At 62.0% G+C, this 26459-nt stretch carries 23 protein-coding genes; 11 read left to right on the top strand and 12 right to left on the bottom strand.

All coding sequences use genetic code 11. The annotated features are described in order from the left end of the window. Positions 1–77: 77 nt before the first annotated feature. On the bottom strand, positions 78–1256 hold the full coding sequence (locus ACIQ2A_RS02790; RefSeq protein WP_398475514.1) for an acetyl-CoA C-acetyltransferase: 1179 nt from the start codon (positions 1254–1256) through the stop codon (positions 78–80). 332 nt (positions 1257–1588) lie between these two features. Between ACIQ2A_RS02790 and phaR the strand changes: the two genes are divergently transcribed. Both phaR and ACIQ2A_RS02780 read left to right on the top strand, forming a co-directional pair. Beyond that, positions 1589–2185, top strand: a complete 597-nt coding sequence (phaR, locus tag ACIQ2A_RS02785; protein ID WP_398475511.1) for a polyhydroxyalkanoate synthesis repressor PhaR — start codon at positions 1589–1591, stop codon at positions 2183–2185. 76 nt (positions 2186–2261) lie between these two features. Beyond that, complete coding sequence (locus tag ACIQ2A_RS02780; protein ID WP_398475509.1) at positions 2262–2783, top strand: methylated-DNA--[protein]-cysteine S-methyltransferase; 522 nt, start codon at positions 2262–2264, stop codon at positions 2781–2783. Between the two features lie 121 nt (positions 2784–2904). On the opposite strand, the gene ACIQ2A_RS02775 is transcribed toward ACIQ2A_RS02780, so the two are convergent. Then, positions 2905–5712, bottom strand: coding sequence for a [protein-PII] uridylyltransferase (locus tag ACIQ2A_RS02775; RefSeq protein ID WP_398475607.1), 2808 nt, complete (start codon positions 5710–5712; stop codon positions 2905–2907). A 267-nt stretch (positions 5713–5979) separates the two neighbouring features. On the opposite strand from ACIQ2A_RS02775, the gene ACIQ2A_RS02770 reads away from it, so the two are divergent. The 4 genes from ACIQ2A_RS02770 to ACIQ2A_RS02755 all read left to right on the top strand — a co-directional run bounded on the left by ACIQ2A_RS02770 (position 5980) and on the right by ACIQ2A_RS02755 (position 9308). Further along, positions 5980–6954: an aliphatic sulfonate ABC transporter substrate-binding protein gene (locus ACIQ2A_RS02770; protein WP_398475507.1), complete on the top strand. Its 975-nt coding sequence runs from the start codon at positions 5980–5982 to the stop codon at positions 6952–6954. Between the two features lie 160 nt (positions 6955–7114). Beyond that, entirely contained in the window at positions 7115–7963 is an 849-nt protein-coding gene (locus tag ACIQ2A_RS02765; RefSeq protein ID WP_398475505.1) for an ABC transporter permease, read from the top strand. Then, entirely contained in the window at positions 7963–8742 is a 780-nt protein-coding gene (locus ACIQ2A_RS02760) for an ABC transporter ATP-binding protein (protein WP_398475503.1), read from the top strand. The genes ACIQ2A_RS02765 and ACIQ2A_RS02760 overlap by 1 nt, the downstream gene beginning before the upstream one ends. 56 nt (positions 8743–8798) lie before the next feature. Then, the gene (locus ACIQ2A_RS02755) at positions 8799–9308 is read left to right on the top strand and encodes an OsmC family protein (RefSeq protein ID WP_398475501.1); all 510 of its coding nucleotides are present in this window, start codon (positions 8799–8801) and stop codon (positions 9306–9308) included. A 10-nt stretch (positions 9309–9318) separates the two neighbouring features. Here the strand turns inward: ACIQ2A_RS02755 and ACIQ2A_RS02750 are convergent, their stop codons facing one another. From ACIQ2A_RS02750 to ACIQ2A_RS02740, 3 genes are all read right to left on the bottom strand, one after another. After that, a complete protein-coding gene (locus ACIQ2A_RS02750; protein WP_398475499.1) occupies positions 9319–10401 on the bottom strand; it encodes an acyltransferase family protein in 1083 nt (360 codons plus the stop codon). A 176-nt stretch (positions 10402–10577) separates the two neighbouring features. Further along, positions 10578–11087: a DUF1465 family protein gene (locus ACIQ2A_RS02745; RefSeq protein ID WP_398475497.1), complete on the bottom strand. Its 510-nt coding sequence runs from the start codon at positions 11085–11087 to the stop codon at positions 10578–10580. Positions 11088–11607: 520 nt separating this feature from the next. After that, complete coding sequence (locus ACIQ2A_RS02740; protein ID WP_398475605.1) at positions 11608–11799, bottom strand: DUF1192 domain-containing protein; 192 nt, start codon at positions 11797–11799, stop codon at positions 11608–11610. A 180-nt stretch (positions 11800–11979) separates the two neighbouring features. Between ACIQ2A_RS02740 and ACIQ2A_RS02735 the strand changes: the two genes are divergently transcribed. The 3 genes from ACIQ2A_RS02735 to ACIQ2A_RS02725 all read left to right on the top strand — a co-directional run bounded on the left by ACIQ2A_RS02735 (position 11980) and on the right by ACIQ2A_RS02725 (position 17693). Further along, on the top strand, positions 11980–12978 hold the full coding sequence (locus tag ACIQ2A_RS02735; protein WP_398475495.1) for an NAD(P)H-quinone oxidoreductase: 999 nt from the start codon (positions 11980–11982) through the stop codon (positions 12976–12978). 123 nt (positions 12979–13101) lie between these two features. Next, on the top strand, positions 13102–15978 hold the full coding sequence (locus ACIQ2A_RS02730; RefSeq protein WP_398475493.1) for an EAL domain-containing protein: 2877 nt from the start codon (positions 13102–13104) through the stop codon (positions 15976–15978). A 131-nt stretch (positions 15979–16109) separates the two neighbouring features. Continuing rightward, positions 16110–17693, top strand: a complete 1584-nt coding sequence (locus tag ACIQ2A_RS02725) for a glycosyltransferase 87 family protein (protein WP_398475491.1) — start codon at positions 16110–16112, stop codon at positions 17691–17693. A 3-nt stretch (positions 17694–17696) separates the two neighbouring features. Here ACIQ2A_RS02725 and ACIQ2A_RS02720 read toward each other — a convergent pair whose 3' ends face one another. Further along, positions 17697–18353 carry a YqgE/AlgH family protein gene (locus tag ACIQ2A_RS02720; protein ID WP_398475489.1) on the bottom strand — a complete coding sequence of 219 codons (657 nt, stop codon included), beginning with the start codon at positions 18351–18353 and terminating at the stop codon, positions 17697–17699. Positions 18354–18508: 155 nt separating this feature from the next. Between ACIQ2A_RS02720 and ACIQ2A_RS02715 the strand changes: the two genes are divergently transcribed. After that, the gene (locus tag ACIQ2A_RS02715; RefSeq protein WP_398475486.1) at positions 18509–19339 is read left to right on the top strand and encodes a protein-disulfide reductase DsbD domain-containing protein; all 831 of its coding nucleotides are present in this window, start codon (positions 18509–18511) and stop codon (positions 19337–19339) included. 74 nt (positions 19340–19413) lie between these two features. After that, positions 19414–20790, top strand: coding sequence for a flippase (locus tag ACIQ2A_RS02710; protein WP_398475484.1), 1377 nt, complete (start codon positions 19414–19416; stop codon positions 20788–20790). A 232-nt stretch (positions 20791–21022) separates the two neighbouring features. Here the strand turns inward: ACIQ2A_RS02710 and ACIQ2A_RS02705 are convergent, their stop codons facing one another. The 6 genes from ACIQ2A_RS02705 to cysT all read right to left on the bottom strand — a co-directional run bounded on the left by ACIQ2A_RS02705 (position 21023) and on the right by cysT (position 26456). Next, on the bottom strand, positions 21023–21811 hold the full coding sequence (locus ACIQ2A_RS02705; RefSeq protein ID WP_398475482.1) for a 3-hydroxybutyrate dehydrogenase: 789 nt from the start codon (positions 21809–21811) through the stop codon (positions 21023–21025). Beyond that, on the bottom strand, positions 21812–23005 hold the full coding sequence (locus ACIQ2A_RS02700; protein ID WP_398475480.1) for a DUF3734 domain-containing protein: 1194 nt from the start codon (positions 23003–23005) through the stop codon (positions 21812–21814). Between the two features lie 121 nt (positions 23006–23126). Then, complete coding sequence (locus ACIQ2A_RS02695; protein ID WP_398475478.1) at positions 23127–23633, bottom strand: CAP domain-containing protein; 507 nt, start codon at positions 23631–23633, stop codon at positions 23127–23129. An 80-nt stretch (positions 23634–23713) separates the two neighbouring features. Next, positions 23714–24751: a sulfate/molybdate ABC transporter ATP-binding protein gene (locus ACIQ2A_RS02690; RefSeq protein WP_398475473.1), complete on the bottom strand. Its 1038-nt coding sequence runs from the start codon at positions 24749–24751 to the stop codon at positions 23714–23716. Continuing rightward, complete coding sequence (gene cysW, locus ACIQ2A_RS02685) at positions 24741–25616, bottom strand: sulfate ABC transporter permease subunit CysW (RefSeq protein ID WP_398475471.1); 876 nt, start codon at positions 25614–25616, stop codon at positions 24741–24743. The genes ACIQ2A_RS02690 and cysW overlap by 11 nt, the downstream gene beginning before the upstream one ends. Before the next feature lie 12 nt (positions 25617–25628). Further along, positions 25629–26456: a sulfate ABC transporter permease subunit CysT gene (cysT, locus tag ACIQ2A_RS02680; protein ID WP_398475469.1), complete on the bottom strand. Its 828-nt coding sequence runs from the start codon at positions 26454–26456 to the stop codon at positions 25629–25631. Positions 26457–26459 lie beyond the last annotated feature (3 nt).

Below are 26459 nucleotides of genomic sequence, written 5' to 3'. Positions count from 1 at the left end.
TTTAATCGACGATGCAACGTCAATCGCTGTGTGCAGTGCAATCGCGCGCTGACATTTTCAGCGCGCGTGCTGCCCTTTTAGTCGCGTGCAATGCACATCGCGATGCCCATGCCGCCGCCGATGCACAGCGTGGCGAGACCCTTCTTCGAATCACGCTTCTGCATTTCATGCAGCAGCGTCACGAGAACGCGTGCGCCTGACGCACCGACCGGATGCCCAATGGCAATCGCGCCGCCATTGACGTTGACCTTGGAGGTATCCCAGCCGAGATCCTTGTTCACCGCACAAGCCTGCGCAGCGAAAGCCTCGTTGGCCTCGATCAGGTCGAGATCGTTGATCGACCAGCCAGCCTTCTTCAGCGCCGCACGCGAGGCCGGGATCGGGCCGGTGCCCATGATCTTCGGATCGACGCCGGCCTGGCCCCAGGACACGATGCGCGCGAGCGGGGTGAGGCCTTCCTTGGCGGCCTGCTTGGCAGTCATCAGCACCACGGCGGCAGCGCCGTCATTGATGCCCGAAGCCGAACCCGCGGTGACGGTGCCTTCCTTGTCGAAGGCCGGGCGCAGCTTGGCCATGGCTTCGATGGTGGCGCCATGGCGCGGATATTCGTCGGTGTCGACGATGGTGTCGCCCTTGCGGCCCTTGATGGTCACCGGGACGATTTCGTCCTTGAACTTGCCGGCCTTCTGCGCGGCTTCCGCCTTCTGCTGCGAGGCAACGGCGAACTCGTCCTGCTGCTGACGCGTGATCTGGAACTGCTTGGCCACGTTCTCGGCGGTGTTGCCCATGTGATAGCCGTTGAAGGCATCCCACAGACCGTCCTTGATCATGGTGTCGACCAGTTCGGTGGAGCCCATCTTCACGCCGCCGCGCAGATACTGCGCATGCGGAGCCATGCTCATGGATTCCTGGCCGCCGGCGATGACGATCTCGGAGTCACCATTCATCAGCGCCTGATAGCCGAGTGCCACGGTACGCAGGCCGGAGCCGCACAGCATGTTGACGCCCCAGGCCGAGGTCTCGACCGGAAGGCCTGCGGCGATCGCAGCCTGGCGCGCCGGGTTCTGCCCCTGCGCCGCGGTGAGGATCTGGCCCATGATGACTTCGGAGACGCGGGCGGGATCGAGCTTCGCACGCTCGAGAGCAGCCTTGATGGCGATCGCGCCAAGATCATGCGCGGGCGTGGTTGCGAAAGCGCCGTTGAAGCTACCGACCGGTGTGCGGGCAGCGCTGACGATCACGACATCGTCTGACATGGGACATCTCCTGTTTTGTTGTTTTGAAAGTGGGCCTGTTCGACTTTGATCACGCCAGAACGGCTAAGCCGCAAGGCGCGCATCCTCTTAAAACTGGTAGCGATGTGTCAATTGAACCTGCGGGTATTTTCGGCCGCAGCGCAACAAAATTGGCACCAATGTCGCATTGCATAGCACAAAGATGCCGCGATTTTAACCGTGACGCACAAAACGGTAGCCGAGGCAGTTTGAAAGTGCTTACTTTATTGCATTGCGTTGTTCGACCACCCAATCCGATTGGCCTTTTTGGCGCGGTGCCGAAAGGTTTCCTGTTCCCGGTAGGTAAGTGAGCCATGGCGAAATCAGATCAACCCACCACCATCAAGAAATACGCGAACCGTCGGCTCTATAATACCGGAACGAGCACGTATGTGACGCTGGAAGACCTTGCCGCCATGGTGAAGGACGGCGAGGATTTTCTTGTCTACGACGCCAAGAGCGGCGACGACATCACGCGCCAGGTGCTGGCACAGATCATTTTTGAACAGGAAAACAAGGCCGGCCAGAATCTGCTGCCGACAACCTTCCTGCGCCAGCTGATCCGCTTCTATGGCGACAGCATGCAGATGGTCGTGCCGAAATATCTCGAACAGTCGATCGATTCGCTGACGCGCGATCAGGAGAAATTCCGCAAGCAGATGACGAACACGTTTTCGATGACGCCGTTCGCGCCGCTGGAAGAAACCGTTCGCCGCAACATGGAGCTGTTTCAGCAGACCTTCTCCATGTTCAAGCCGTTCGTGCCGCCGCGCGGCGGCGCTGCAGCGGAGCCGGAAAAGGCACCGGAGCCGGCAGCTGGTGGCGGCGACAATATCGACGACCTGCGCCGCCAGATGAAAGAGATGCAGGACCGCCTCGAGCGCATGTCGCACGAGCCGAAGAGCGAATAAGTCTGCATCGGAAATCGGGACGACCCGCCGACCGTGGCAAGCTACGGTCGGCTTTTTCATGCAATGAGCCGATCCGATGGCAAAGCCCGTGACACCGCTGCATCTCGACCGACTGGACACACCGATCGGCACGGCACTTTTGGTGACGAATGCAGATGGCGCACTGTGTGCGCTCGACTGGACAGACTACGAAGAGCGCCTCAATACCTCGCTGCGCCGCTATCTCAGCGCGGCACCGCTTGTGGATACGCCAGCCCCGAAATCGATTCGTCAGGCGTTGACGCGCTATTTCGGCGGCGATCTCGCTCAACTCGACACGATCCCGTGCCACATCCCTGGTACGACATTTCAGAGCAATGTCTGGACAGCATTGCGGAAGATTCCGGCGGGCACGACGCTCAGCTACGGCGCCCTTGCGGCGCAACTCGGCTCACCGGCAGCGATGCGCGCCGTCGGTCACGCCAATGGATCGAATCCTTTGAGCGTCGTCATCCCCTGCCATCGACTGATCGGCGCCAATGGCGCCCTTACCGGCTATGGCGGCGGCATCGAGCGCAAGCGCTGGCTGCTGCGGCATGAGGGTGTGGACGTGGCGTGACACCAGCCCCTCATGGTGAGGAGGCGCGAAGCGCCGTCTCGAACCATGAGCTGGCTGCGCTCCAGCGTGTACCACCATCCTTCGAGACGAAGCTCCGCGGCTCCTCAGGATGAGGATGGAGTTAAGCCGCCGGCTTTTCCGCCGCCTCGCTATTCGCCAACAGATGGATCAGCGCCCGCTTGATTGCAGCCTGCCGCGTGGGCGCCGTGATTTGCGCGCCGAGCAGATCGGTCACATAGAACACGTCACGCGCGCGCTCGCCGAAGGTCGCCACATGGGCCGAGGCGATGTTCAGGTTCAGCTTCGAGATCGCCGTAGTGAGTTGATACAACAAGCCCGGACGATCGAGACCCGAGACTTCGATCACCGTATAGCGATCCGACCACTGATTGTTGACGATCACTTCCGGCTCGACCGTAAAGGCCCTCAGCGCAGCCTTCTTCGACGAATTCGACGACGCGCGCTTCGCTACCGTCTCAGGCAGCCGCACCTTGCCTTCCAGCACGTCCTCGATCATGTCGCCGATCCGCGTCGCACGGCGGCCTTCGTCGTCATCGCGGTCGTATTCGCGCGAGATGGCGATCGTATCGAGCGCACGTCCATCGGTAGTCGTGTAGATCTGCGCATCGACGATATTTGCGCCCGCCGCGGCGCAAGCGCCGGCGATGATCGACAGCAGCCAGGGATGATCTACGGCCAGGATCGTCAGCTCGGTCACGCCCCGGGCTTCGTCGAAGCCGACATTGATCGCCAGCTTGTGGCCGGCCTCTTCGCTCGCCTGCAGGAAACGTGCATGACGTATCTTGCGTTCGATATCGACCTTGAGCCAGTAAGCGGGATAGTGCCGCGAAATGTAGGAACTGAGCTGCGTCTCCGGCCATTCGGTGAAGGCGCGGCGGAATTCCGCCTGCGCGCCAGCGATGCGCTGGGCGCGGTTCACTTCCGAGAAGCCGCCGGTGAGCACCGGCTCGGTCTCGTAATATAGCGTGCGCAGCAGCTGCGCCTTCCAGCCGTTCCAGACTCCTGGCCCGACGCCGCGAATATCAGCCGTGGTCAAAATCGTCAGCAGCTTCATCTGCTCGACCGATTGCACGACAGCCGCAAAATTCTCGATGGTCTTGGTGTCTGACAGGTCGCGCGATTGCGCCACCGTGGACATCGTGAGATGTTCCTCGATCAGCCACGCGACAAGATCGGTATCGCCCGCATTGAAGCCGAGACGCGGACACAGTCGCCGCGCCACTTTGGCGCCAGCGATCGAATGATCCTCCGGCCGCCCCTTGGCGATGTCGTGCAGCAGCACGGTGACATAGATCACCGCACGATGCTCCGGACGGATCTTGCGCATCAGGTCCGACGCCAGCGCGAACTCTTCATTGCCGCCGCGCTCGATCTCCTGAAGGATACCGATGCAGCGGATCAGATGCTCATCCACCGTATAGTGGTGATACATATTGAACTGCATCATGGAGACGATGCGGCCGAAGGCGCGGATGAAGTGGCCGAGCACGCCAGTCTCGTTCATCCGCCGCAGCACGATCTCGGCATTGTCCGAAGTCAGGATCTCCATGAAGATCTTGTTGGCTTCCGCGTCCTCGCGCACTTCCTGAGTGATCAGCCGCAGCGAGCGCGTCGCCGTGCGCATGGCATCGGGATGGAAGGCGAGATTGTTCTTCTGCGCCAGGCGGAAGAACCGCAGCAGATTGACCGGATCTTCCTTGAAGACATCGGGTGCTGCAAGATTGATGCGGTTGTTGTCGATGATGAAGGCATCGCTGCCAGGGACGCGGCGACGCTTGGTCTCCGGCCGCAGCTTGGCCATCATGCGCGTCAGCGCCGGCGCCGGCTTCGCCTGCTGGTCTTCCAGCTTGGCGCATAGGATCGCCGTGAGGTCACCAACTTCCTTGGCGATCAGGAAGTAGTGTTTCATGAAGCGCTCGACGTCCTGCATGCCGGGATGCGAGGTATAGCCCAGCCGCTGTGCGATCTCGCGCTGCAGATCGAAGGACAGCCGCTCTTCCGGCCGCTTAGTCAGGAAATGGATATTGCAGCGGACCGACCACAAGAAGTCTTCGCAGCGCTTGAAGGTACGGTACTCCTGCGCATCGAACACGCCACGCGCCACCAGCTCCTTGCTGTCGCGCACGCGATAGACATATTTCGCGATCCAGAACACCGTGTGCAGATCGCGCAAACCGCCTTTGCCGTCCTTGACATTCGGCTCGACCAGGTAGCGCGACTGCCCGCCGCGGCGATGCCGCTCTTCGCGCTCGGCGAGTTTGGCAGCGACGAATTCGGCCGCAGTGCCCTGCACCACTTCCTCATCGAAACGCGTGACGAGTTCGTCGTACAGCGCCTTGTCGCCGGCAAGGAAGCGTGTCTCGAGGATCGCCGTGCGGATGGTCATGTCGCCGCGCGCCTGACGGATCGACTCGTCCACCGAGCGCGTGGCATGACCGACCTTCAGCCCCATGTCCCACAGGCAATAGAGAATGACTTCGGCGACCTGCTCGCCCCAGGCGGTCTGCTTGTAGGGCAGCACGAACAACAGATCGATGTCCGACTCCGGCGCCATCAGGCCGCGGCCATAGCCGCCGGTGGAAACCACCGACATGCGCTCGCCGCTCGACGGCAACGGCGCGTGATAGAGATGCTTGATGGCCGCGTTGAACAGCAGGCGGATGATGTCGTCCTGCACATCGCAGAGCCGCTCGGCACAGCGCCGGCCGTGACGGTCCTTCAACAACACCGCCTCGGCCGCCTCGCGCGCCGTCATCAATTCGGCTTTGAGGAGCTTTGCCAGTGCAGCGCGAAACAGGTCGCTCTTGCCGCGATGCTCCGCGGCGAGCGCGTCGATCTCGGCGGCGATCCGCACGGTATCGAATTCCACTTCGGGGGCCGTCTCGGTCTTCAGCGCAGCACTGTCCATAGGCATCCCGGATATCGGACGGCGCAAGCGCTGTCACGGTGATTGTCATCCAACAGTTAGTTCATGCTGCCATTTGCGCAATCGAAGAAACGGCATCCTCAAAGCGAGCGCTCTGGCACGCCATATCTTCTCGTTGACGAAAGAACATAAGCAATTGAAATTACACATAGTTTTTGCATTGCAACGCGATGATGTCCGGGCGCTCCCGGCGCGTTGGACGGATGTTGTTGGCACGCAGAAACGCATGTCATGTCAGGGGAGATTCGAATGTCCAGCCTATCACGGCGCGTTGTCGCCGGTCTGATTACAGCCGCGGCACTACTGCCCGCCACCGCGTTTGCCGCCGATCCGCTCAAGGAAATCCGGCTCGACTGGGCGACCTATAATCCGGTCTCCATCATCCTCAAGCAGAACGGCTTGCTCGAGAAGGAATTCGCCAAGGACGGCATCAAGATCACCTGGGTGCAATCGGCGGGCTCCAACAAGGCGCTCGAATTCCTCAATGCTGGCTCGATCGATTTTGGCTCCACTGCCGGCTCGGCCGCATTGGTCGCCAAGATCAACGGCAATCCGATCAAGTCGGTCTATGTCTATTCGCGGCCGGAATGGACCGCGCTGGTGACGACCAAGGATTCCAGGATCGCCTCCGTCGCCGATCTCAAGGGCAAGCGCGTCGCCGTGACCCGCGGCACCGACCCGCACATCTTCCTGGTGCGCGCGCTGCTCGACGCCAAACTCACCGACAAGGACATCACCCCGGTGCTGCTGCAACATGCCGACGGCAAGGCCGCTTTGATCCGCGGCGATGTCGATGCATGGGCCGGCCTCGATCCGATGATGGCGCAGGCCGAAGTCGAGGACGGCGCAAAGCTGTTCTTCCGCAAGCCTGAGGCCAATACCTGGGGCATCCTGAATGTGCGCGAGCAGTTTTTGAAGGACTATCCGGATGCGGCCCGCCGCGTACTCGCCGTCTATGAAGACGCGCGAAAATATTCGCTGGAGAATTATCCGGAGCTGAAGAAGGCCTTTATCGGCGTCACCAAGCTGCCCGACGCGGTGGTCGACAAGCAGCTCAAGGAGCGCACCGAACTCACCCACAGCCGCATCGGCGCCCCGCAGCGCGAGTCGATCCTCGCCGCTGGCCTCGCGCTGCAGCAGGCGGGCGTGATCGACGCCAAGGTGGACGTGAAGGCGACGGTGGATGCGCTGATCGACGACCAGATCCCGCTGCCGAAGAGCTAGCTCCCTGTCATCCCCGCGAAAGCGGGGATCCATAACCTCCGACGCCGTGGTTGAAACGGGATTTCGACCACGGCGTTTTGACTATCTCTCCAGCGTGCATGGATCCTCGCCTTCGCAGGATCACGTGGGGAGGTTCGCCAACCAAGAGTCGCCATCTCTCATGACCATGACGCTGGAAACACCCGTAAGCGAGCGAGCTGCGATAGGCGAGCAGCCGTTGCCCCCTAAAAGCTGGCAGCGCCTCGCTCGTCCCCTGCTCGGCATCGTCGTCCCGCTCACTCTCGCACTCGCCTGGGAAGCCGCCGTCTGGGCCGGTTGGTCGAATGGCCGTCTCGTCCCGCCGCCATCGCGTGTGTTTGCCACCATCGCCGACCTCGCCCGCAGCGGTGAGCTCTCCAAGCACGTCACCACCACGCTATTCCGCGTGGCCGCCGGCTTCGGCTTCGGCGTCATCGCCGGCACGCTGCTCGGCGCCGTCTCCGGCTATTGGGGCATCGCTCGCCGCCTGCTCGATCCCTCGATCCAGGCATTGCGCGCCATTCCCTCCATCGCCTGGGTGCCGCTCTTCATCCTCTGGCTCGGCATCTTCGAGACCTCGAAAGTAGCCCTCATCGCCGTCGGCGTTTTCTTCCCGGTCTATCTCGGCGTGATGGGCGCCATCCTTTCGGTCGATCGCAAGATCGTCGAGGTCGGCCGCACTTTCCGCCTGTCCGGCCCCGCCATGATCCGCCGCATCCTGCTGCCCGCGGTGCTGCCGGCCTATGTCGTCGCGCTGCGCGTCGGCCTTGGGCTCGGCTGGATGTTCGTGGTCGCCGCCGAATTCATGGGCGCCTCCGAAGGGCTCGGCTATCTCCTGATCGACGGCCAGCAACTCGGCAAACCCGCGCAGATCCTCGCCGCCATCACCATTTTCGCGCTGCTCGGCAAAACCACCGACTGGCTGATCGAGCGCCTCACCGCGCCCCTGCTGCGCTGGCAGGATTCCTTCCGTCCGGGCGGAGAGACCTGATGCTGACCCTCGACCATGTCGGCAAGACCTATCCCAACGGCGTCCATGCGCTGGAGCGCTTCAACGCACGCATCGCGCAGGGCGAGATCATCGCGATCATCGGCGGCTCCGGATGTGGCAAGTCCACGCTGCTGCGCGCTGTCGCAGGGCTCGATCGCGCTTCCAATGGCACGGTCCGGATCGACGACATCAACGTCACCGCGCCGCACGAAAAGATCGGCATCATCTTCCAGGAGCCGCGGCTGCTGCCCTGGCTCAACGTCGCCGACAATATCGGTTTTGGCCTCGCCCACCTGCCCACATCCGAACGCCGCGAGAAGGTCGACCAAGCGCTGGCGCGCGTCGGCCTGTCCGACAAGGCAAAAGCGTGGCCGCGCGAACTCTCCGGCGGTCAGGCGCAACGCGTCGCCATCGCCCGCGCCTTGGTGCCGCAGCCGGAAGTGCTGCTGCTCGACGAACCGTTCTCCGCCCTCGACGCCTTCACGCGACGTGATCTGCAGGATCATCTGCTCGACCTCTGGGCCGATACGCGGCCAACGCTGATCCTCGTCACCCACGATGTGGATGAAGCCGTGGTGCTGGCCGATCGCGTGCTGGTGATGCGGCCGCGCCCGGGAAGACTGTTTGCCGAAATCGATGTCGGCCTTGCCCGGCCGCGAGATCGCGCTTCGCCGTTGTTTGATGCCGTGAAGAAACGCGTGCTGACGGCACTCGATCGTTCGCTCGATCGCAACGTGCCAGATCAGCCCCCCGCCGAGGCCGTCGGCGCCTGGTGGTGACATCGTCACGCTGCACGACTAAAAGCTGCAACTAACAAATCGCAGGGAGAGACATCATGGACGCCGCAACGCTCCGCGCCACCCAGGCACCGATCAAGGAACGCTACAAGACCGATCCGCAGGCCGCCTTCATCACGCTGAAAGCCAAGGGCTCCATCGACAATGACGGCATCGCCTGCAAGGTCGAGACCGGCCGGCAGATCGCCGCCGCCGGCCTGCATCCGGCGACGGGTGGCTCCGGCCTCGAACTCTGCTCCGGCGACATGCTTCTGGAAGCGCTCGTCGCCTGCGCGGGCGTCACGCTCAAATCCGTCGCTACCGCCGTCGAGATTCCTTTGAAGTCCGGCAATGTCGTTGCCGAAGGCGATCTCGATTTCCGCGGCACGCTGGGCGTCGATAAGGAGGCCCCGGTGGGCTTCGCCGAAATCCGCCTCCGCTTCGGTGTCGAGACCGACGCGCCGCAGGACAAGCTCGACCTGCTGCTCAAGCTCACCGAGCGCTACTGCGTCGTCTACCAGACCATCAAGAATGGCCCGAAGGTATCGGTGGCGCTCAACAGGCTGTGACGGCGGCGCGTCATGAGGACCCAACAGCCGGCCGCTTCGGCGAGAACAGGCTCACCAGCGCCCGGCGGCCCGGCATCTCCACTAGCCGGTAGCTGAGCTCCGCCAGCACCAGAATGACGGCAAAGGCGACCAGCGAGGCGGCGATATAGACCCATTCCTGCTGACCATTCAGTCGCCAGGTGCGGATGGCAAAACTCACAAAGAGCGGGTGGATGAGATAGATCGAATAGGAGATGATGCCGAGCCGGTAGACCAGCGCATTGCCGAACAGCAGCTGCGCCATCCAGCCATCGCGCGACAGGACGGCGACCAGCGGAATGTAGAGCAGATACATCAGGCGGTCGCTGGCATCGGCGATACCGACAGCGATGATGGCGAGCGGGAGCGCGATCACGAGCATGTCCTGCACCGACGCCGACAGGCGGTCGACGAGATATCCAAATCGGAAGATGACGAGGCCAAGCGCGAAGCCGCACACGGCGCGCAACATCGGATACAGCGAATTGCCATTGACCACATCGAGCGGCCCGCCCGATCCACGGCCCGTGATGCTCACCGCATAGATGCCGACAAGAGCGGCGACCACCGCCAGCAGCGCGATCCATCGATGCCTGCTCTGCGTCCATGGCATCAAGAATGGCAACAGCAGATAGGAGCCCATCTCCGCGCTTGCGGCCCAGGCCACGCCGATGATCGGGAAAATATAAAGCCCCCAGCCGGACAGCATGAACAGATTGCCGAACCAGTCCCACGCCGAATACATGCCGAGCTTTTCGCCGGAGAGGTCGGCTGCGATCTTGGCGACATAGAACAGGCCAATGACGAAATAAGCGGGATACAAGCGCGCCACGCGCTTCAGCATGAAATTGGCAAATACCCTGCCGGTGAGATGCTGGAACGTCTCGCGATAATTCAGCGCCATCACATAGCCGGACAGCATGAAGAACATGTCCACCAGCAGATAGCCGTAGGGGATGCGAAAGAACGAGCCGGTGCCGCCGGTGGCGAGCTGCACGTCACCGAAATGATAGACGACAATCACCGCAGCAGCGACGCCACGCACGCCGGTCAATGCCCTGATGTCGTCAGCCATGAAAAAAGCCCCTGCTCTGCCGGCTCATGTCTAGCGCATGAGCGGGAGAGAGGGGCGTAAAATTTCGATGAACCGTAGGGCCGATTAGCGAAGCGTAATGCGCCGCGGAGTTTCCGCTACGTGCTCGGCCGGCGGATTGCGCCTTCGGCTAATCCGCCCTACGGCTGAGCAATACTTCAGCGCTCGAACGCAGCCCGCAGACGGTTGAGCTGCGGCATCAGCGGATTGCCGATCGGTGCTGGCTCAGCGGCAGCGTGAATATTGGTATCGAGACGACGCACCTTGGTCTGCAGGGTCATCGAACGCGCGATCAGGACCTGCAACTGCTCCGGCAGCTTCAGCAGCATGTCTTCCGGGCTTGGATCTGCGGCGCTTAGCTTGACCTTGGTCTTTTCGCGATTGGCCTGCGACAGCGTCATTTCGCCCTCCTTCACCGCGCGGTGCAGCAGCAGCCACGAAGCGAGCTGCATCAGGCGGGTGGTGAGGCGCATGCTTTCGGTCGCATAAGTGAGGCTCACCGAACGATCCAGTGCCTTGGCTTCGGTGCGGCCGATGCCATCGAGATAAGCGGCGGTTTCTTCCACAAGGTCCATGCCCTCACGGAACAGCACACCGAAGGCGGCGGAGTTGGTCAGCCGCTCGCTGAACTGGACGAGAGCAGGTTCGCTCTGCAGACGATCCGTCATGGTTAACGCCTCACGCAATTGATTGAGCAACCGACTCTTTGGCCGGTCGTCTTATGATGAACAAATCATTGCGTAGGGAACGCCGAGAGTCCAGCGGCCGAAAAATTAAAGAAAGGTTTATGGTTTAAATGCGCGAGCGCACGTGACGCCAAAAAAAGAGCCGCCGTTTCCGGCGGCTTTAAAGTTGATAACAGGGAGGCGTCAAACAGAGTGGACAGGAGCCACTCGGTGTCCAAACAAGGACAATTTGAGTAATATGCGAGAAAGCTTAATTGCACGTAAATCTGTGGGGATTTGTTAGCTGTCGCAGCGTGGAAACATGTACCGAAATGGGACGCTCGCGGATGTGTGATTGATAGTTGGCGCGATAAACACGCGCTCCTCATGGTGAGGAGGCGCAAAGCGCCGTCTCGAACCATGAGATGGCTTGGCTCCGGAATTCGGCGCCCTCCTTCGAGACGCGCGCGATGCGCGCTCCTCGGGATGAGGGCGGAGTGGAAGTTGTCGTTTCAGAAAATCATCACGACTTGAAGAACCGGTCCGCCGCATCGCGCGTGGCGCGCTTCAGGTTCATGCTCGACTGCAAACGGGCGATCTCGCCGTTCAACAATTCGATCCGGGCCGCCAATTCTTCCACAGACAATTGCGAGAGGTCCTGCCCGATCTCGTGACCGACCTGCTTTTTCGGCCGTTCGTCATCTTGGATCGCCATCGTCATCTCCAGAATCGTAGCCCGGATAAAGCGCACCGCAATCCGGACATGTCGAGCGAGTTCAAGCACCGGTAGCCGGGTTACGCTCTGCTCCACCCAGGCTACACGCATCCGCCGGTTGCCAGTCCCACCGAGGCTCACTAATCAGTGGGACCACCTCATCACCCGCAAGGACAAATCATGGAACAGCTGCCCGCGCAAATGACCGTCGTCGCCATCAGCAAGCCGGGCGGCCCCGAGGTCCTGATCCCGGAAACCCGCGACGTGCCCAAGCCCGGCCCCGGTGAAATCCTGGTCAAGGTGGGCGCTGCCGGCGTCAACCGTCCGGACGTGGCGCAGCGTTCCGGCAGCTATCCGCCGCCGCCCGGCGCCAGCGACCTGCCCGGCCTCGAAATCGCAGGCACAGTGGTTGCGCTCGGTGATGGCGCCACCAAGCACAAGCTCGGTGACAAGGTGATGTCGCTGGTCGCCGGCGGCGGCTATGCGCAATATTGTATCGCACAGGACGCCCAGGCGATGCCGGTGCCCGAAGGCTTCTCCATGCTAGAAGCCGGCGCCACCGCCGAGACGCTGATGACCGTCTGGCACAATGTGTTCGAGCGTGGCGGCCTCACCGCCGGTGAAACCCTGCTGATCCATGGCGGCTCGTCCGGCATCGGTACCATGGCGATCCAGCTCGCCAAGGCTTTCGGCGCCAAGGTGATCGTCACCGTCGGCTCACAGGACAAGGCGGATGCCTGCCTCAAGCTCGGCGCCGATCATGCGATCAACTACAAGGCCGATGATTTCGTCGAGCGGGTGAAGGACATCACCAACAAGGCCGGCGTCGAGCTGATCCTCGACATGGTCGGCGGCGACTATGTGGACAAGAACTTCGACGCCGCCGCCGTCGATGGCCGGATCGTCCAGATCGCCGTGCTGAACGGCCCCAAGGCGACCATCAATCCCGCCAAAATCATGGTGAAACGGCTGCATTATACCGGTTCGACCCTGCGCCCGCGGACCAATGAGGCCAAGGCCGCCATGGTGTCGGCCATCGAGGCCAAGGTTCTGCCATTGCTCCAGGCTGGCAAGGTCAAGCCCTTGATGGACAGCACTTTCCCGCTGGAGAAGGCCGCCGACGCCCATCAGCGAATGGAAACCAGCGCACATATTGGCAAAATTGTGTTGCAGGTTTAGCGCTGGAGAACAGCGTTAAACCCTTTGATTTGTTATGCTTTCGTGTCATTTATCGAGCCTTCGATAAATGACACGCGCGGGGCGTTGGCGCGGTCCACGGATTGGTGATCGCGGAACATGACAATGCGTTTGGTCAGGTGGCTTGCGCCCTTTGCGCTCAGCCTCATGATGATGGTTGCCGCGGCTCCTGCGCGCGCCGTTGATGCTGTCAGCGTCCGCGGCGACGCGCCTGCCATCGATCTCACCGGCGTTCTCGATTTCCAGCATAGCGAGACCGACAGGATCCAGGTGTCCACCGCGCCCGGCACCGACGGCATCGTCCGCCGCGTCGAAGTGCGAGGCCGCGAAGGCGGCCAGAACTGGGTCGTGTTCGCGCTCGCCAACAACACCGACGACCAGCTCGATCGCCTGATCGTCGCGCCGCATTACCGCATGGTGAATTCGGGCCTGCTGTGGCCGGACCTCGGCCTGTCGCGCATCGCTACGATCACGCCGTCCACCGGCGATCGCCCGGAACGGCAGGACAGCGCCACCGCGGACGTGTTCCGCGTCACGCTCGATCCCGGCGCCGTCATCACTTTCGTCGCCGAGCTACGCACCGACAAGCTGCCGCAGCTCTATCTGTGGGATCCGGAATCCTACAAGGACAAGGTCAATTCCTTCACGCTCTACCAGGGCATCGTCATCGGCATTTCCGGCTTGCTGGCGCTGGTGCTGACGATCCTGTTCGTGGTGAAGGGCAGCATCATGTTCCCCGCCGCCGCGGCGCTGGCCTGGGCCGTGCTGGTCTATATCGGGGTCGATTTCGGCTTCTGGGGCAAAGTGCTCGACATGTCGCAAGGCGCCGAGCGCGTCTGGCGCGCTTCGGGCGAAGCGATATTGGCCGCGACGCTGCTGGTGTTCCTGTTCGCCTATCTCAATCTCAACCGCTGGCATGTACGCTATTCGCATATCACGCTGGCCTGGCTCGTCTTCCTCGGCTCGCTGGTCGGTCTCGCGCTGTTTGATCCCGCGGTCGCATCAGGCATCGCGCGCATCTCGCTGGTGCTGATCGCCTTCGTCGGCTTCGGCTTGATCCTCTATCTTTCGACCCATGGCTTCGACCGCGCGGTGTTGCTGATCCCGACCTGGTTCCTGCTGGTGGTGTGGGTGGTCGCATCGGGCATGGCCGTTGGTGGCGCCGTCACCAATGATATCGTGGGCCCGGCTTTGCTCGGCGGCCTCGTGCTCATCGTGATGCTGATCGGGTTCACGGTGATGCAGCACGCTTTCGCTGGCGGCGGCGCCAGCAATGGCATCGTCTCCGACGTCGAGCGCCGCGCGCTGGCGCTGACCGGCTCGGGCGACCTGATCTGGGACTGGGATGTCTCCGCCGACAAGGTTTTCACCAGCGCCGAAACCGAAGCCCTGCTGGGACTCAAACGCGGCACGCTAGAAGGCCCGGCTTCCGACTGGCTCGAAATCCTCCACCCGCTCGATCAGGATCGTTTCCGCGCCGCCCTCGACAGCGTGCTGGATCAGCGCCGCGGCCGACTTGTGCAGGATTTCCGCTTGCGCACGCCCGACGGCCACTTCATGTGGTTCGCGCTGAAGGCGCGCCCGGTGGTCGGCTCCGATGGCGAAGTAACGCGCGTGGTCGGCACGCTCACCGATGTCACCGAGAGCAAGAATGCCGAAGAGCGCATGCTGCACGACTCGGTCCATGACAATCTCACCGGCCTGCCGAACCGCAAACTGTTCATTGATCGCCTGAACGCTTTGGCCAATTTCGCCAAGACCATGCCGAATTTGAAGCCGACGATCATGGTGATCGATCTTGATCGCTTCAAACAGGTGAACGACTCCGTCGGCATCGCGGTAGGCGACTCCATCCTTCTGACGCTGGCACGCCGCCTCACCCGTATTCTCAAGCCGCAGGACACGCTGGCCCGCATCGCCGGCGATCAGTTCGGCCTGATCCTGATGTCCGAACAGGACTCGGCCAAGATCACCGCTTTCGCCGAGACGATCCGCAAGACGATCCGCGCACCGATCGCCTTCAACGACCGTGAGATCTTCCTTACGGCATCCATCGGTCTCGCGCTGTCTGATCCGACAACGCCTGTCACCGATGAGCTGATCAAGGATGCCGAGCTTGCGATGTATCACTCCAAGCGCATCGGCGGCGATCGCATCGACGTCTACAAGCCGGCCATGCGCGCCCGCAAGACCGATCGCCTGACACTGGAATCCGAACTCCGCCGCGCCATCGAGCGGCAAGAAATCACCATCCTGTATCAACCGATCGTGCGTCTCGAAGATCGCTCCATCGCCGGTTTCGAAGCGCTGGCGCGTTGGGATCATCCAAAGCTCGGCCGCATGTCGCCGGTGGAATTCATTGCGATTGCCGAAGAGATCGGCCTGATCATCGATCTCGGCATGTTCGTGCTCGACCAGACCGCACGCCAGCTCGCGATCTGGCAGCGCGCCATGCGCGCGCGCGATCCGATCTTTGCCAGCGTCAATGTCTCCTCACGCCAGCTGCTGCGCCACGATCTCCTGCACGACATCCGTACCGTGCTGTCGCGCTCCTCGGTCGCCCGCGGCACGCTCAAGCTGGAGCTGACAGAGTCGCTGGTGATGGAGAATCCGGAACACGCCGCCCAGATGCTGCAGCGGATCCGCGAACTTGGCACTGGCCTCTCCCTCGACGATTTCGGCACCGGCCACTCGTCGCTGTCCTATCTGCAGCGTTTCCCGTTCGACACACTGAAGATCGACCAGTCCTTCGTCCGCACCACCTCGCGCGGTACTCGTCCGGTGATCCTGAAATCGATCATCGCCATGGCCCACGACCTCGGCATGGATGTCGTCGCCGAAGGCGTCGAGACGGATTCGGATGCGGTGGAGCTATATCAGCTCGGCTGCGAATACGCTCAGGGCTTCGCATTCGGCGAACCGATGGACGCCGATGCGGCGATGCGGCTGCTGACGGAAGAACGGTTGGAGACGGCGAGCTGACAAAGCGCCGGCCAAAGCATTGCCCGGATGCGGCAAAGCGCCGTCCCGTTCACGCAATCACCTTAGCAGATCCTTAATGGCACGCGCGTAGGTAGCTTCCTGCACTCATCCATGAGCTGCGGGGGGATTTCGTGACAATCATCGGCATCGATGGGCCGCGGCCTGTCGCGCTCTCCGCGCGTGTGCATCCTAGATGGCTGGTGTCCTTTGTTGTCATCGCGTGCAGCATGGCGCTCGGGGCGGCCTATGCCGGCTTCGCCGGTGAAGACGTCAACTGGGATTGGCAGAACTATCATCACTACAATGTCTGGGCTTTGCTGAACGGCCGCTACGACCACGACGTGGTCCCGCCCGGCTTCCAGACCTATTTCAACGCCTACATCTATTTCCCCTGGTACTATCTGCGCGAAACGCTGCCACCGATTGCTGCCGGCACGATCATGGGCGCCGTGCACGGGCTCAATCTTGCGCTGATCTACTGGCTGGCGCGTTGCGTACTCGGCAATGCGGCCAGTGTCATGATCACCGCAGCCATCTTGCTGCTGGCCGCGTCCGGCCCGATGACGCTCTCGGAAACCGGCACCAGCTTCGCCGATATTCTCACCGCCATCCCGATCATCGCCGGCCTGATCCTTCTACTGGCGCACGACGATGTCCGGCCATGGCCCTATATCGGCGCCGGCCTTTTGATCGGCCTCGCACTCGGGCTCAAGCTCACCAACATCGTGTTCGCCATCGGCCTCGGCCCAGCAGCATTGGCCGCCTCGCGCCCGCTGCTGGCGATGATCTATATCGCCATCGGTGGCGCGATCGGCACCTTGCTCGGCGGCGGCGCCTGGGGCCTGATGCTGTGGCGGGAATTCGGTAATCCGCTGTTTCCACTACTGGCCGGCCTGTTTCCATCGCCCGAACTGCCGTCAGTGACGATCCTCGATCGCCAATTCATTCCGCGCAGTTTTCTCGACGGTCTGGCCTATCCGTTTTATTGGCTGATGGGCGATTATCGGAGTTCGGAATTCCCGTTCCGTGATGCGCGCTTCGCGATCCTCATGCTGCTGATCCCGCTCACGATCGCTGCCCACCTCAAGGCTGGGCGAACATTGTTCTCGCGGCGCGAATGGCAGCTGATTCTGTTCTTCGCTACCGCCTATGCCATGTGGTTGGCCTTGTTTGCGATCCATCGTTACATCGTGGCGCTCGAACTGCTGATCGCGCCGCTGATCGTGATAATCCTGCTGCGCTGCTGCAGTGCCCTCGGCTTGTCCGTCCGGTTTGCCGGGCTTGCAAGCCTCACCATCGCGATCGGTGCGGCGCTATGGCTGCAGCCCGCTGACTGGTGGCGAAGGCCGTGGTCGACGCCGTATCGGCCGGCCATTCCGGTCGAGCTGAAGCAAGCCGCCACCTATTTGCTGCTCGACAAGCCGCTCGCCGTGATGGCGCCGTTCCTGCCGGCGGGCTCGCGCTTCTATCAACTCGCAGACATCGCCATGCCGATCATGCCGAACGGCAAGTTCGATCGCCGCATCCGCGAGGCCATGACTATGCCGCTGCCAGGCGGAGTCTGGGCCATGCATATCAAGGGAAGACCGCCGCGCAACGAAGCATTGGCGACTTATGGATTGGTGATCGATGTGGCACGGCCGTGCGTGGAGATGGAAGGCCCGCAGCTAACGACAATCAATGTCGCCTGCGCGCTGATTCCATCTGTGCGCTGAATGTCAGGCGTGCCCGGCTTCGGCCGACAGCGTGCCCGGTGCGACGCCGATCTTCTGCAGCGCGCGCATATACTTTTCGTCGATATCGGTGCCGAAGATCAGGTCATCGTCGGCCGCGCAATGTAGCCAGCCATTGCCCTGGATCTCGTCCTCGAGCTGGCCCGGTGCCCATCCGGCATAGCCAAGCGCGAGGATTGCGTGCTTCGGCCCGCCGCCATTGGCGATGGCACGCAGGATATCGACGGTCGCCGTCAGGCAGATGCCATCATCGATCGGCAGTGTCGCATCATCAATAAAGAAATCGCTGGAATGCAGCACAAAGCCCCGCCCGGTCTCCACGGGCCCCCCCTTCAGCACTTTCATGCTTTCGGCGCTTTCCGGGAGCTTGATATTGTCGGCGTCGTCGATGATCTCGAGTTGCGCCAGCAGTTCAGGAAAGTCGATGCTGCCGGCCCGACGATTGACAATGATGCCCATGGCCCCTTCTGACGAATGAGCACAGACATAAATCACCGAACGCGCGAAGCGCTCGTCGTCCATCACCGGCATCGCAATGAGGAGCTGGCCATCGAGATAGCTGCCAGCGTCATCCACGGCACCCAGGCTGACTGGGCGGGATTTGGCGGGGCTCTTACGGCTTCGCTTGCGAGTGGGTTCCATCAGCAAGGCGCTCTCATGTTATTCGTTCATCCTGATATCGAGGCCGGTTGCTGTCAATCCGCCTTCGGCGGCGCACAGCAGAACGGCATCACAAGCAGTTCAATAGCTTAAGTTAGGTTTGGGGTTATGACAGGCTACCCTTGTAAGGACGTCTGATGATCGTTTCGGTTCCGCATCACATTGTCGCTGCCTGCGCTTCCGGCCTCTTGCTGGCCTCTCCAGCGGCGCATGCCAACGACGCGTCGCCCTGGCAGACAGACAGTCATTCGCAGATCAGGCTTGTGGCAGGCTCGCGTAGCGGTCCGGTCATGCTCGGCGGGATTGCAATCCAGTTGCAGCCGGGCTGGCATACCTACTGGCGCAATCCCGGCGATTCCGGCGTGCCGCCGCGGTTCGACTTCTCGAAATCCGACAATCTCGACAGCGTCACAATTCTCTGGCCGGCCCCGGTAAAATTCGACGATGGCGCCGGTGGCGAGTCGCTCGGCTACGAAAAGCAGGTGCTGCTGCCGATGCGCGTGGTGGCCAAGGATGCGGGTAAGCCGGTCGTGGTCCGCGCTGCGATCTCCTATGCGGTGTGCGAAAAGATCTGCATTCCGGTCGAAGCCAATGCCGAGCTGGCTTTCACCAGCGTGGCGTCCACCGAGGATGGCGCATTGACGGCCGCCCTCGATACCGTCCCGAAGCCTGCGACTATCGGCGACAACAACCCACTCACCGTCCGCGACGTGAAGCGCGAAGGTAAAAATGTATTGGTTGATGTGACGGCCCCCGAAGGCAAGACGCCGAATCTCTATGCCGAGGGGCCGACAGCGGACTGGGCGCTGCCGATCCCGAAGCTCGACAAGCACAGCCCTGCAGGTGTGAAGCGGTTCAGCTTTGAACTCGACGGCCTACCCTCCGGCGCGACCGCGGATGGCGCTACGCTGAAGCTGACGCTGGTTGGGACCGACAAGGCCTATGAGTACAATGTGACGCTGCCCTAGAGGCTGCCACCCGAAATTAACGTCTCCCTGCTACGCGAAACCTTCGCCGCCTTCCTGCGGCGGAGGAGCCCGTCGTGGCCGTGATGGATGCAGACCCCGCACAATCAACGCCACCGGCCGGGCTCATGGCCCGTCTCCGCGGCCTGTTCTCTGGCTCTGGCGAAGCTTCGCTGACGCGCCGGCTGGCCGGCACCATCTTCCTCATTCGCGTCATTTCCGCAGGCTTTGCCTATTTCTCGCAGATCCTGCTCGCGCGCTGGATGGGCTCCGGCGACTACGGCGTCTATGTCTATGTCTGGACCTGGGTGCTGCTGCTCGGCTCCATGCTCGATTTCGGCATCGCCGCATCGGCGCAAAAGATCATTCCGGAATATCGCCTGAGCGGTGATCACGCCTTGCTGCGGGGCTTCCTCTCCGGCAGCCGGTGGTTCACCGGCCTCGCTTCTGGGGCGGTCGCGCTGTTGCTCGCCGGCCTGGTGAAGCTGCTGTCGCCCTGGATCGACGCCAACACCGTTGTGCCGCTCTATCTCGGCTGCCTCACGCTTCCGGCTTTTGTCGTTGCCAATACCCAAGATGGCATCGCGCGTTCACATGACTGGATGCGGCTCGGCCTGATGCCGCAATTCATCGTGCGGCAGGGCCTGATCATCGGCTTCACCGCCGGCGCCTTTGCGCTCGGTCTTCAACTCGGGGCTGTCGTAGCGATGGGAGCGAGTGCTGCAGCGGTTTGGCTTGCGATGATCGGCCAGATGATCGTGCTGAACCGGCGGCTTGGCGCGCATGTGGAAGCCGGACCGAAGACTCATGATTATCGCGGCTGGTTGAAAGTCTCGCTGCCGATCCTGCTGGTCGAGAGCTTCTATCTGCTGCTGTCGTATACCGACGTGCTGGTGCTCGAACGCTTTGTGTCGTCCGAGGAGGTCGGCGTCTATTTCGCCGTGGTGAAGACGCTCGCACTGGTATCGTTCATTCACTATGCGATGTCGGCGACCACAGCCCATCGCTTCACCGAGTATCACGCCACCGGTGACAAGGAACGGCTCGCCGCCTATGTGATGCATTCCATCAAGTGGACGTTCTGGCCATCGCTCGCGGCGACGCTGGTGCTGCTGGCGTTCGGCAAGCCGTTGTTGTGGCTGTTCGGACCGCAATTTACGGCGGGCTATGACATCATGTTCATCGCTGCTATCGGCCTCGTCGTGCGCGCAGCGATCGGGCCGATGGAGCGTCTGCTCAACATGCTCGGCCACCAGAACGCCTGCGCGCTGGCCTATGCGTCGGCCTTTGTGATGAATCTGGTGCTGTGCCTGCTGCTGATCCCGCATTTCGGTGGTCATGGTGCCGCGGCAGCGACCTCGATTGCGCTGACGTTTGAGACCGTGCTGCTGTTCTGGATCGTGCGCCAGCGGCTCGGGCTGCATGTACTGGCGTTTGGGAAGCGCTCCTCTTAACCTCTCCCCGCATCTTGCGCGGGGACAGGTCGGCGCGCCTTCGCGCCGGGTGAGGGGCATGGCACACGGCCAGCCTAATGTTCTGAACTATCGGATCGGACTTGCAGAACTGAGCGAGCCGAGAGACTGCACTTGGTGAAAGGCCAGTGAGCCGCCCCTCACCCGCCACGCTTCGCGTATCGACCTCTCCCCACGCAAGATGCGAGGAGAGGTAAGGATCGAACTTCGCGGCTTAAGCTGCCGTCCACCCGCCATCGATCGAGAGGTTCGTGCCCGTGATCTGCGCCGCTTCGTCGCCGCACAGGAATAGCGCCAGTGCCGCCACCTGCTCCGAGGTCACGAACTCCTTGGTCGGTTGCGCTTCCAGCAGTACGTCATTGATGACCTGCTCCTTGGTCAGCCCGCGCGCCTTCATCGTGTCGGGGATCTGCTTTTCCACCAGCGGCGTCCAGACATAGCCGGGCGAGATGCAGTTGCAGGTGATCTTGTGGGTGGCGACTTCCAGCGCCACGGTCTTGGTGAGACCGGCGATGCCGTGCTTGGCCGAGACATAGGCCGACTTGAACGGCGAGGCGACCAGCGAATGCGCCGAGGCCGTGTTGATGATGCGGCCCCAGCCGCGCTTCTTCATGCCCGGCACAACGGCGCGGATACCGTGGAAGGCCGATGACAGATTGATGGCGATGATCGCGTCCCATTTCTCGATCGGGAAATCCTCGATCGGCGAAACGAACTGAATGCCGGCATTGTTGACAAGAATATCCACCGCGCCAAACGTCTTCTCGCCGAGCGCGATCATCTCGGCGATCTCGGCGGGCTTGGTCATGTCGGCCGGCGAATAGATCGCCTTGACCTTGTAATCGCTTTCGATCGCCGCGCGTTCCTTCTCGATATCCGCGGGCGCGCCCATGCCATTGATCACGACATTGGCGCCAGCACTGGCGAAAGCGCGCGCATAAGCGAGGCCGATGCCGCTGGTCGAACCGGTCACGACCGCGGTATTGCCTGTGAGATTGGTCATTCACTTGCTCCTGTTGGATTTGATCAGATGGAGAGGAAGCTCGTTGTAATCGTCGGGCGTCAGCGCGTGGGTGACCATGGATTCACCTGGCTGCGGCCCCTCGAACCAGTCCTTGTGGCGCATCGAGAGGAACACATCGCGCTCGCCGCAGCCCCAGTGCTCGACCATATTGATATGCGCGAAATTGTAGTCCTTCGACGACGACTCGTAGACCTTGCTCGTATAGATCAGGTGGATCACCGTGACGGTGTTTTCCTTGGCGGCGTCCGACAGCAGCGCCACCGACGAGTCCTGCTTGAGTTCCTCCGGCAACTTGCCGATCAGATCGCGCAGCGCCTTGCGGATATTGTGGATGCGCTTGTTCTTGTCAGTGTTCATGCGCGTCCGGCTTGAGAAGCGGATGTCCTTCTCGCGCTCCTGCGCATCCAGGATGGACTGCGGCAACAATCCGCGCGCGCTGAACAGATCGACCTGAAAGATCAGGAGATCGCTGGCCACGTCGTCGAGCACGAAATCAAGCGGCGTGTTGGAGGCGATGCCGCCGTCCCAGAAATGCTCGCCGTCGATCTCCACCGACGGAAAGCCGGGCGGCAAGGCGCCGGACGCCATGATGTGTTCGGGGCCGATCTTCTTGCCTTTGGCCTTGAAGAGCTCGTTGTCGAAATAGGTGAAGTTGCCGGTGGTGACGCTGACGGCGCCGACGCTGAGGCGCGTTTTGCAGTCGTTGATGCGATCGAAATCCACCAACCGCTCCAGCGTCGCCTTCAGCGGTGCCGTATCGTAATAGCTCAGCGACTGCGGGCTGCCCGGCGGCCATAGCGGCGCGGGCGGGAGGCGCGGCACGAAAAAGCCGGGAACGCCGAAGGCGGCGATCACCGCTGCACCCGCTTCGTTGAAATAGGTGCGCGCACGATCACCTGGCAGGAGTGGGCTCCATGGCACAGGCGCCGCCGCCATCTCCCAGAATTCCTTCAGCCGGGGCACGCGTTTCTCACGCTCATTGCCGGCGATGATGGCGGCGTTGATCGCACCAATCGAAATGCCAGCGACCCATTCCGGCTCGAAATCATGATGGCAGAGCGCCTCATAGGCGCCAGCCTGATAGGAGCCCAAGGCGCCGCCGCCCTGCAGCACCAGGACACGTTTGGCTTGGGACGGCTTTTTGGCTGCCTGATCGGTCGAAGATGCGGACATGTCTGTGAGCCACCCGAGATCGCTGATGCGAGGGAACCGGCACCGTGGCCCGCTGGCCTCGTGGCGTCAATTGCCGATGCTGCAGAGCAGCATCACAAGGAAGCCATCACATGCGACGGGACTATTTGTCCGTCGAGGCCAGGATCATGGTCCAGAACACCTTGTACTTGGTGTTGGGAGCATAGATCGCGGCAATGCCGAGTTTTGTGACACCCGATTTCAGCATATTGGCGCGGTGCGGCGGCGAATCACGCCAGCCCGAAAAAGCCTCCGCCAGGGTGTGATAACCGGCCGAGACGTTCTCGACGGCGACAGTCGCGGGATAACCGCCCGCATTGAGCCGCTTGGCAAGCGGCGCCTTCACGTCATGATCGAGCTTGTTCTTCTTCGCCATGGCGGTGGATTGATCTTCCGCCAGCGCCATCAATGCGGGATCGACCACCACGGGACCGAGGCCGTTGTTCTGGCGATAGAGCGAGATCATCGAGGCAGCAGCCTGCGGATCCAGCTTGGCTCCGCCATTGGCCATCGACAGATACATGGTCGGCTGATCAGGCGCCTGCTCCACGGTGGTTCCGCAGCCCGCCAGCAACACCATACCCAGACTGGCCAGAGCCATCCGCTTCATCGGCAATCCCCTCAAATCGAGGGGCCGTTGTTGCACAGGAACAGTGGCTGAATGGTGAACGGAGAGGAAAGAAGATTGCTCTATTGCCCGGCAAAAATCCGGTAGCGTCGCGGTTGCAGACTGATGGCGTCGCCGGTGGTCAGCGGACGATCGCGCGGTGCATCGATTTCGACCAGCGTGTCATCGCCATTCAGCGCGATATCAGCACGCTGGATCGGGCCGAAGGTACGAACGCGACGCACGATGCCTTCGAGGGCGCCCTCGCCCACCGGCCCCACTTGCATGTCATGACGACGCACGAAGAGTTTCGATGGCCCGACGGCGCTCCCGGCATCGATATTCAGCGGGCGATGGCCGAGCTTCACCTGCCCTTCGCGCACGTCGACCGGCAAGACGATGGACTCACCGATGAAGGAATGCACGAACGCCGTAGCCGGATTGTCATAGACATCGCCCGGCGTGCCAATCTGTTCGATCTTGCCCTTGTCCATCACCACCACGCGGTTAGCAACTTCGAGCGCTTCTTCCTGGTCATGGGTGACGAAGATCGAGGTGACGTGAATTTCCTCATGCAGCGTGCGCAGCCACTGGCGCAACTCCTTGCGGACTTTCGCGTCGAGCGCACCGAAAGGCTCGTCGAGCAGCAGGATACGCGGCTCGATGGCGAGCGCGCGAGCCAGCGCGATGCGTTGGCGCTGGCCACCGGAGAGCTGGCTCGGATAGCGATCTGCGAGCCAATCGAGTTGCACGAGATCGAGCAGCTCCTTCACGCGGGCGCGGATCTGCGTCTCGCTCTTGCGGATCTTGCGCGGCTGCACGCGCAGGCCGAAGGCGACGTTCTCGAACACGCTCATATGGCGGAACAGCGCATAGTGCTGGAACACGAAGCCGACATTGCGCTCGCCGGCGCCGCGCTCCAGCGCATCCTGGCCGTCGAACTTGACCTCGCCGGCATCGGGCCAGTCGAGACCGGCGATAATGCGCAGCAGCGTCGTCTTGCCCGAACCGGATGGGCCGAGCAGTGCCAGCAATTCGCCATCGGCGACCTTCAGATCGACGCCGTCGAGGGCAGTAAAGCTGCCGAATTTCTTGACAATGTTTTTGACTTCAATCGCCACGGGTCGGTTGTCCTTGATCCAGATGCCGTTCGAGGATCGCTTTCGCCGCCAGCGTGATCAGCGCCAGCATGGCGAGCAGCGATGCGACCGCGAACGCAGCCATGAACTGATACTCGTTATAGAGAATTTCCACCAGCAGCGGCATGGTGTTGGTTTCGCCGCGGATATGGCCGGAAACCACCGCCACCGCGCCGAATTCGCCCATCGCGCGCGCGTTGCAGAGCAAGACGCCATACAGCACGCCCCATTTGATATTGGGCAATGTGACGCGGAAGAACGTGGCCAGGCCGGAGGCACCGAGCGAGATCGCGGCCTCCTCCTCGGAGGTGCCTTGTTCCTGCATCAGCGGGATCAGCGCCCGCACGACGAAGGGGAATGTCACGAAGGTCGTCGCCAGCACGATGCCCGGCACCGCGAACAGGATCTGGATGCCGTGGCTCTGCAGCCACGGGCCGAAATAGCCCTGCCCGCCGAACAGCAGCACGAAGACCAGGCCGGAAATCACCGGCGACACGGAGAATGGCAGATCGACCAGCGAGATCAGCACGGTCTTGCCGGGAAATTCGAATTTAGCGATGGCCCATGCGGCGATCAGGCCGAATACCATATTGAGACTGACGGAGATGGCGGCGACCAGCAGCGTCAGCCGGATCGCAGCTTGCGCCTCGGAGTCGGTGATGGCGCGAAGATAGGCCTCGGCGCCGCGTGAAAATGCCTGGCTGAACACCAGCACCAGCGGCAGCACGACAAAGACGATCAGGAACAGGATCGCCAGCGTGATGATAATGGCACGAATCCAGCGCGGCTCGGTCAGCGTCGGGCTGCGCGCGGCGGAGGGGCGGGATGGGGGCGGTAAAATCGACATGCGGCTTTGAGACTACACCATGCGGCTCTGCGACCAGCGCTGGATGCGGTTGATCGCGAAGATGACGATGAAGGAGGCGAGCAGCATGACGACGGCGATCGCCGTCGCGTCGGCATAGCGGAATTCAGACAACCGAATCACGATGAGGAGCGGCGCGATTTCGGAAATATTGGGCAGGTTGCCGGCGATGAAGATCACCGAACCATATTCGCCGACAGCGCGCGCGAAAGCGAGCGCGAATCCTGTGAGCATCGCCGGCAGCAGGCTCGGCAGGATCACGCGCCACACCGTCTGCCAGCGGCTGGCGCCAAGGCTGGAGGCGGCCTCCTCGATTTCCTTGTCGAGATCCTGCAGCACCGGCTGCACCGTGCGCACCACGAAAGGAATCCCGATGAAGACCATGGCGACGAAGATACCGATCGGGGTGAATGCCACCTTGATGCCGAGTTCGGCAAGCGGCGCACCGAGCCAGCCTTTCTGTGCGAACAGCGAGGTCAAGGCGACGCCGGCCACGGCGGTCGGAAGCGCAAAGGGGATATCGACGATCGCATCGAAGATGCGCCGGCCGGGAAAGCGATAGCGCGTCAGTGCCCAGACGATCACCATCCCTGCGATCAGGTTGACGATCGCAGCGAGGAACGCGATTCCGAACGACGTCTTCAGCGCGTTCAATGTCCGTCGGCTGGTGAGGATGCCCCAGAACTGCTCGAATGAGAGTTCGAATGTCTTGAGCACCAAAGCCGCCAGCGGGATCAGCACGATGATCGACAGCCAGGTCAGGGTCAGGCCCATGGTGAGCCCGAATCCCGGCAGCGTGCGTCGTTGTTTAGCCGCGCTCACGCT

It is taken from the genome of Tardiphaga sp. (genome assembly GCF_044336785.1).
Classification (GTDB): Bacteria; Pseudomonadota; Alphaproteobacteria; order Rhizobiales; family Xanthobacteraceae; genus Tardiphaga.
This window is presented reverse-complemented; position numbering and strand designations above follow the sequence as displayed.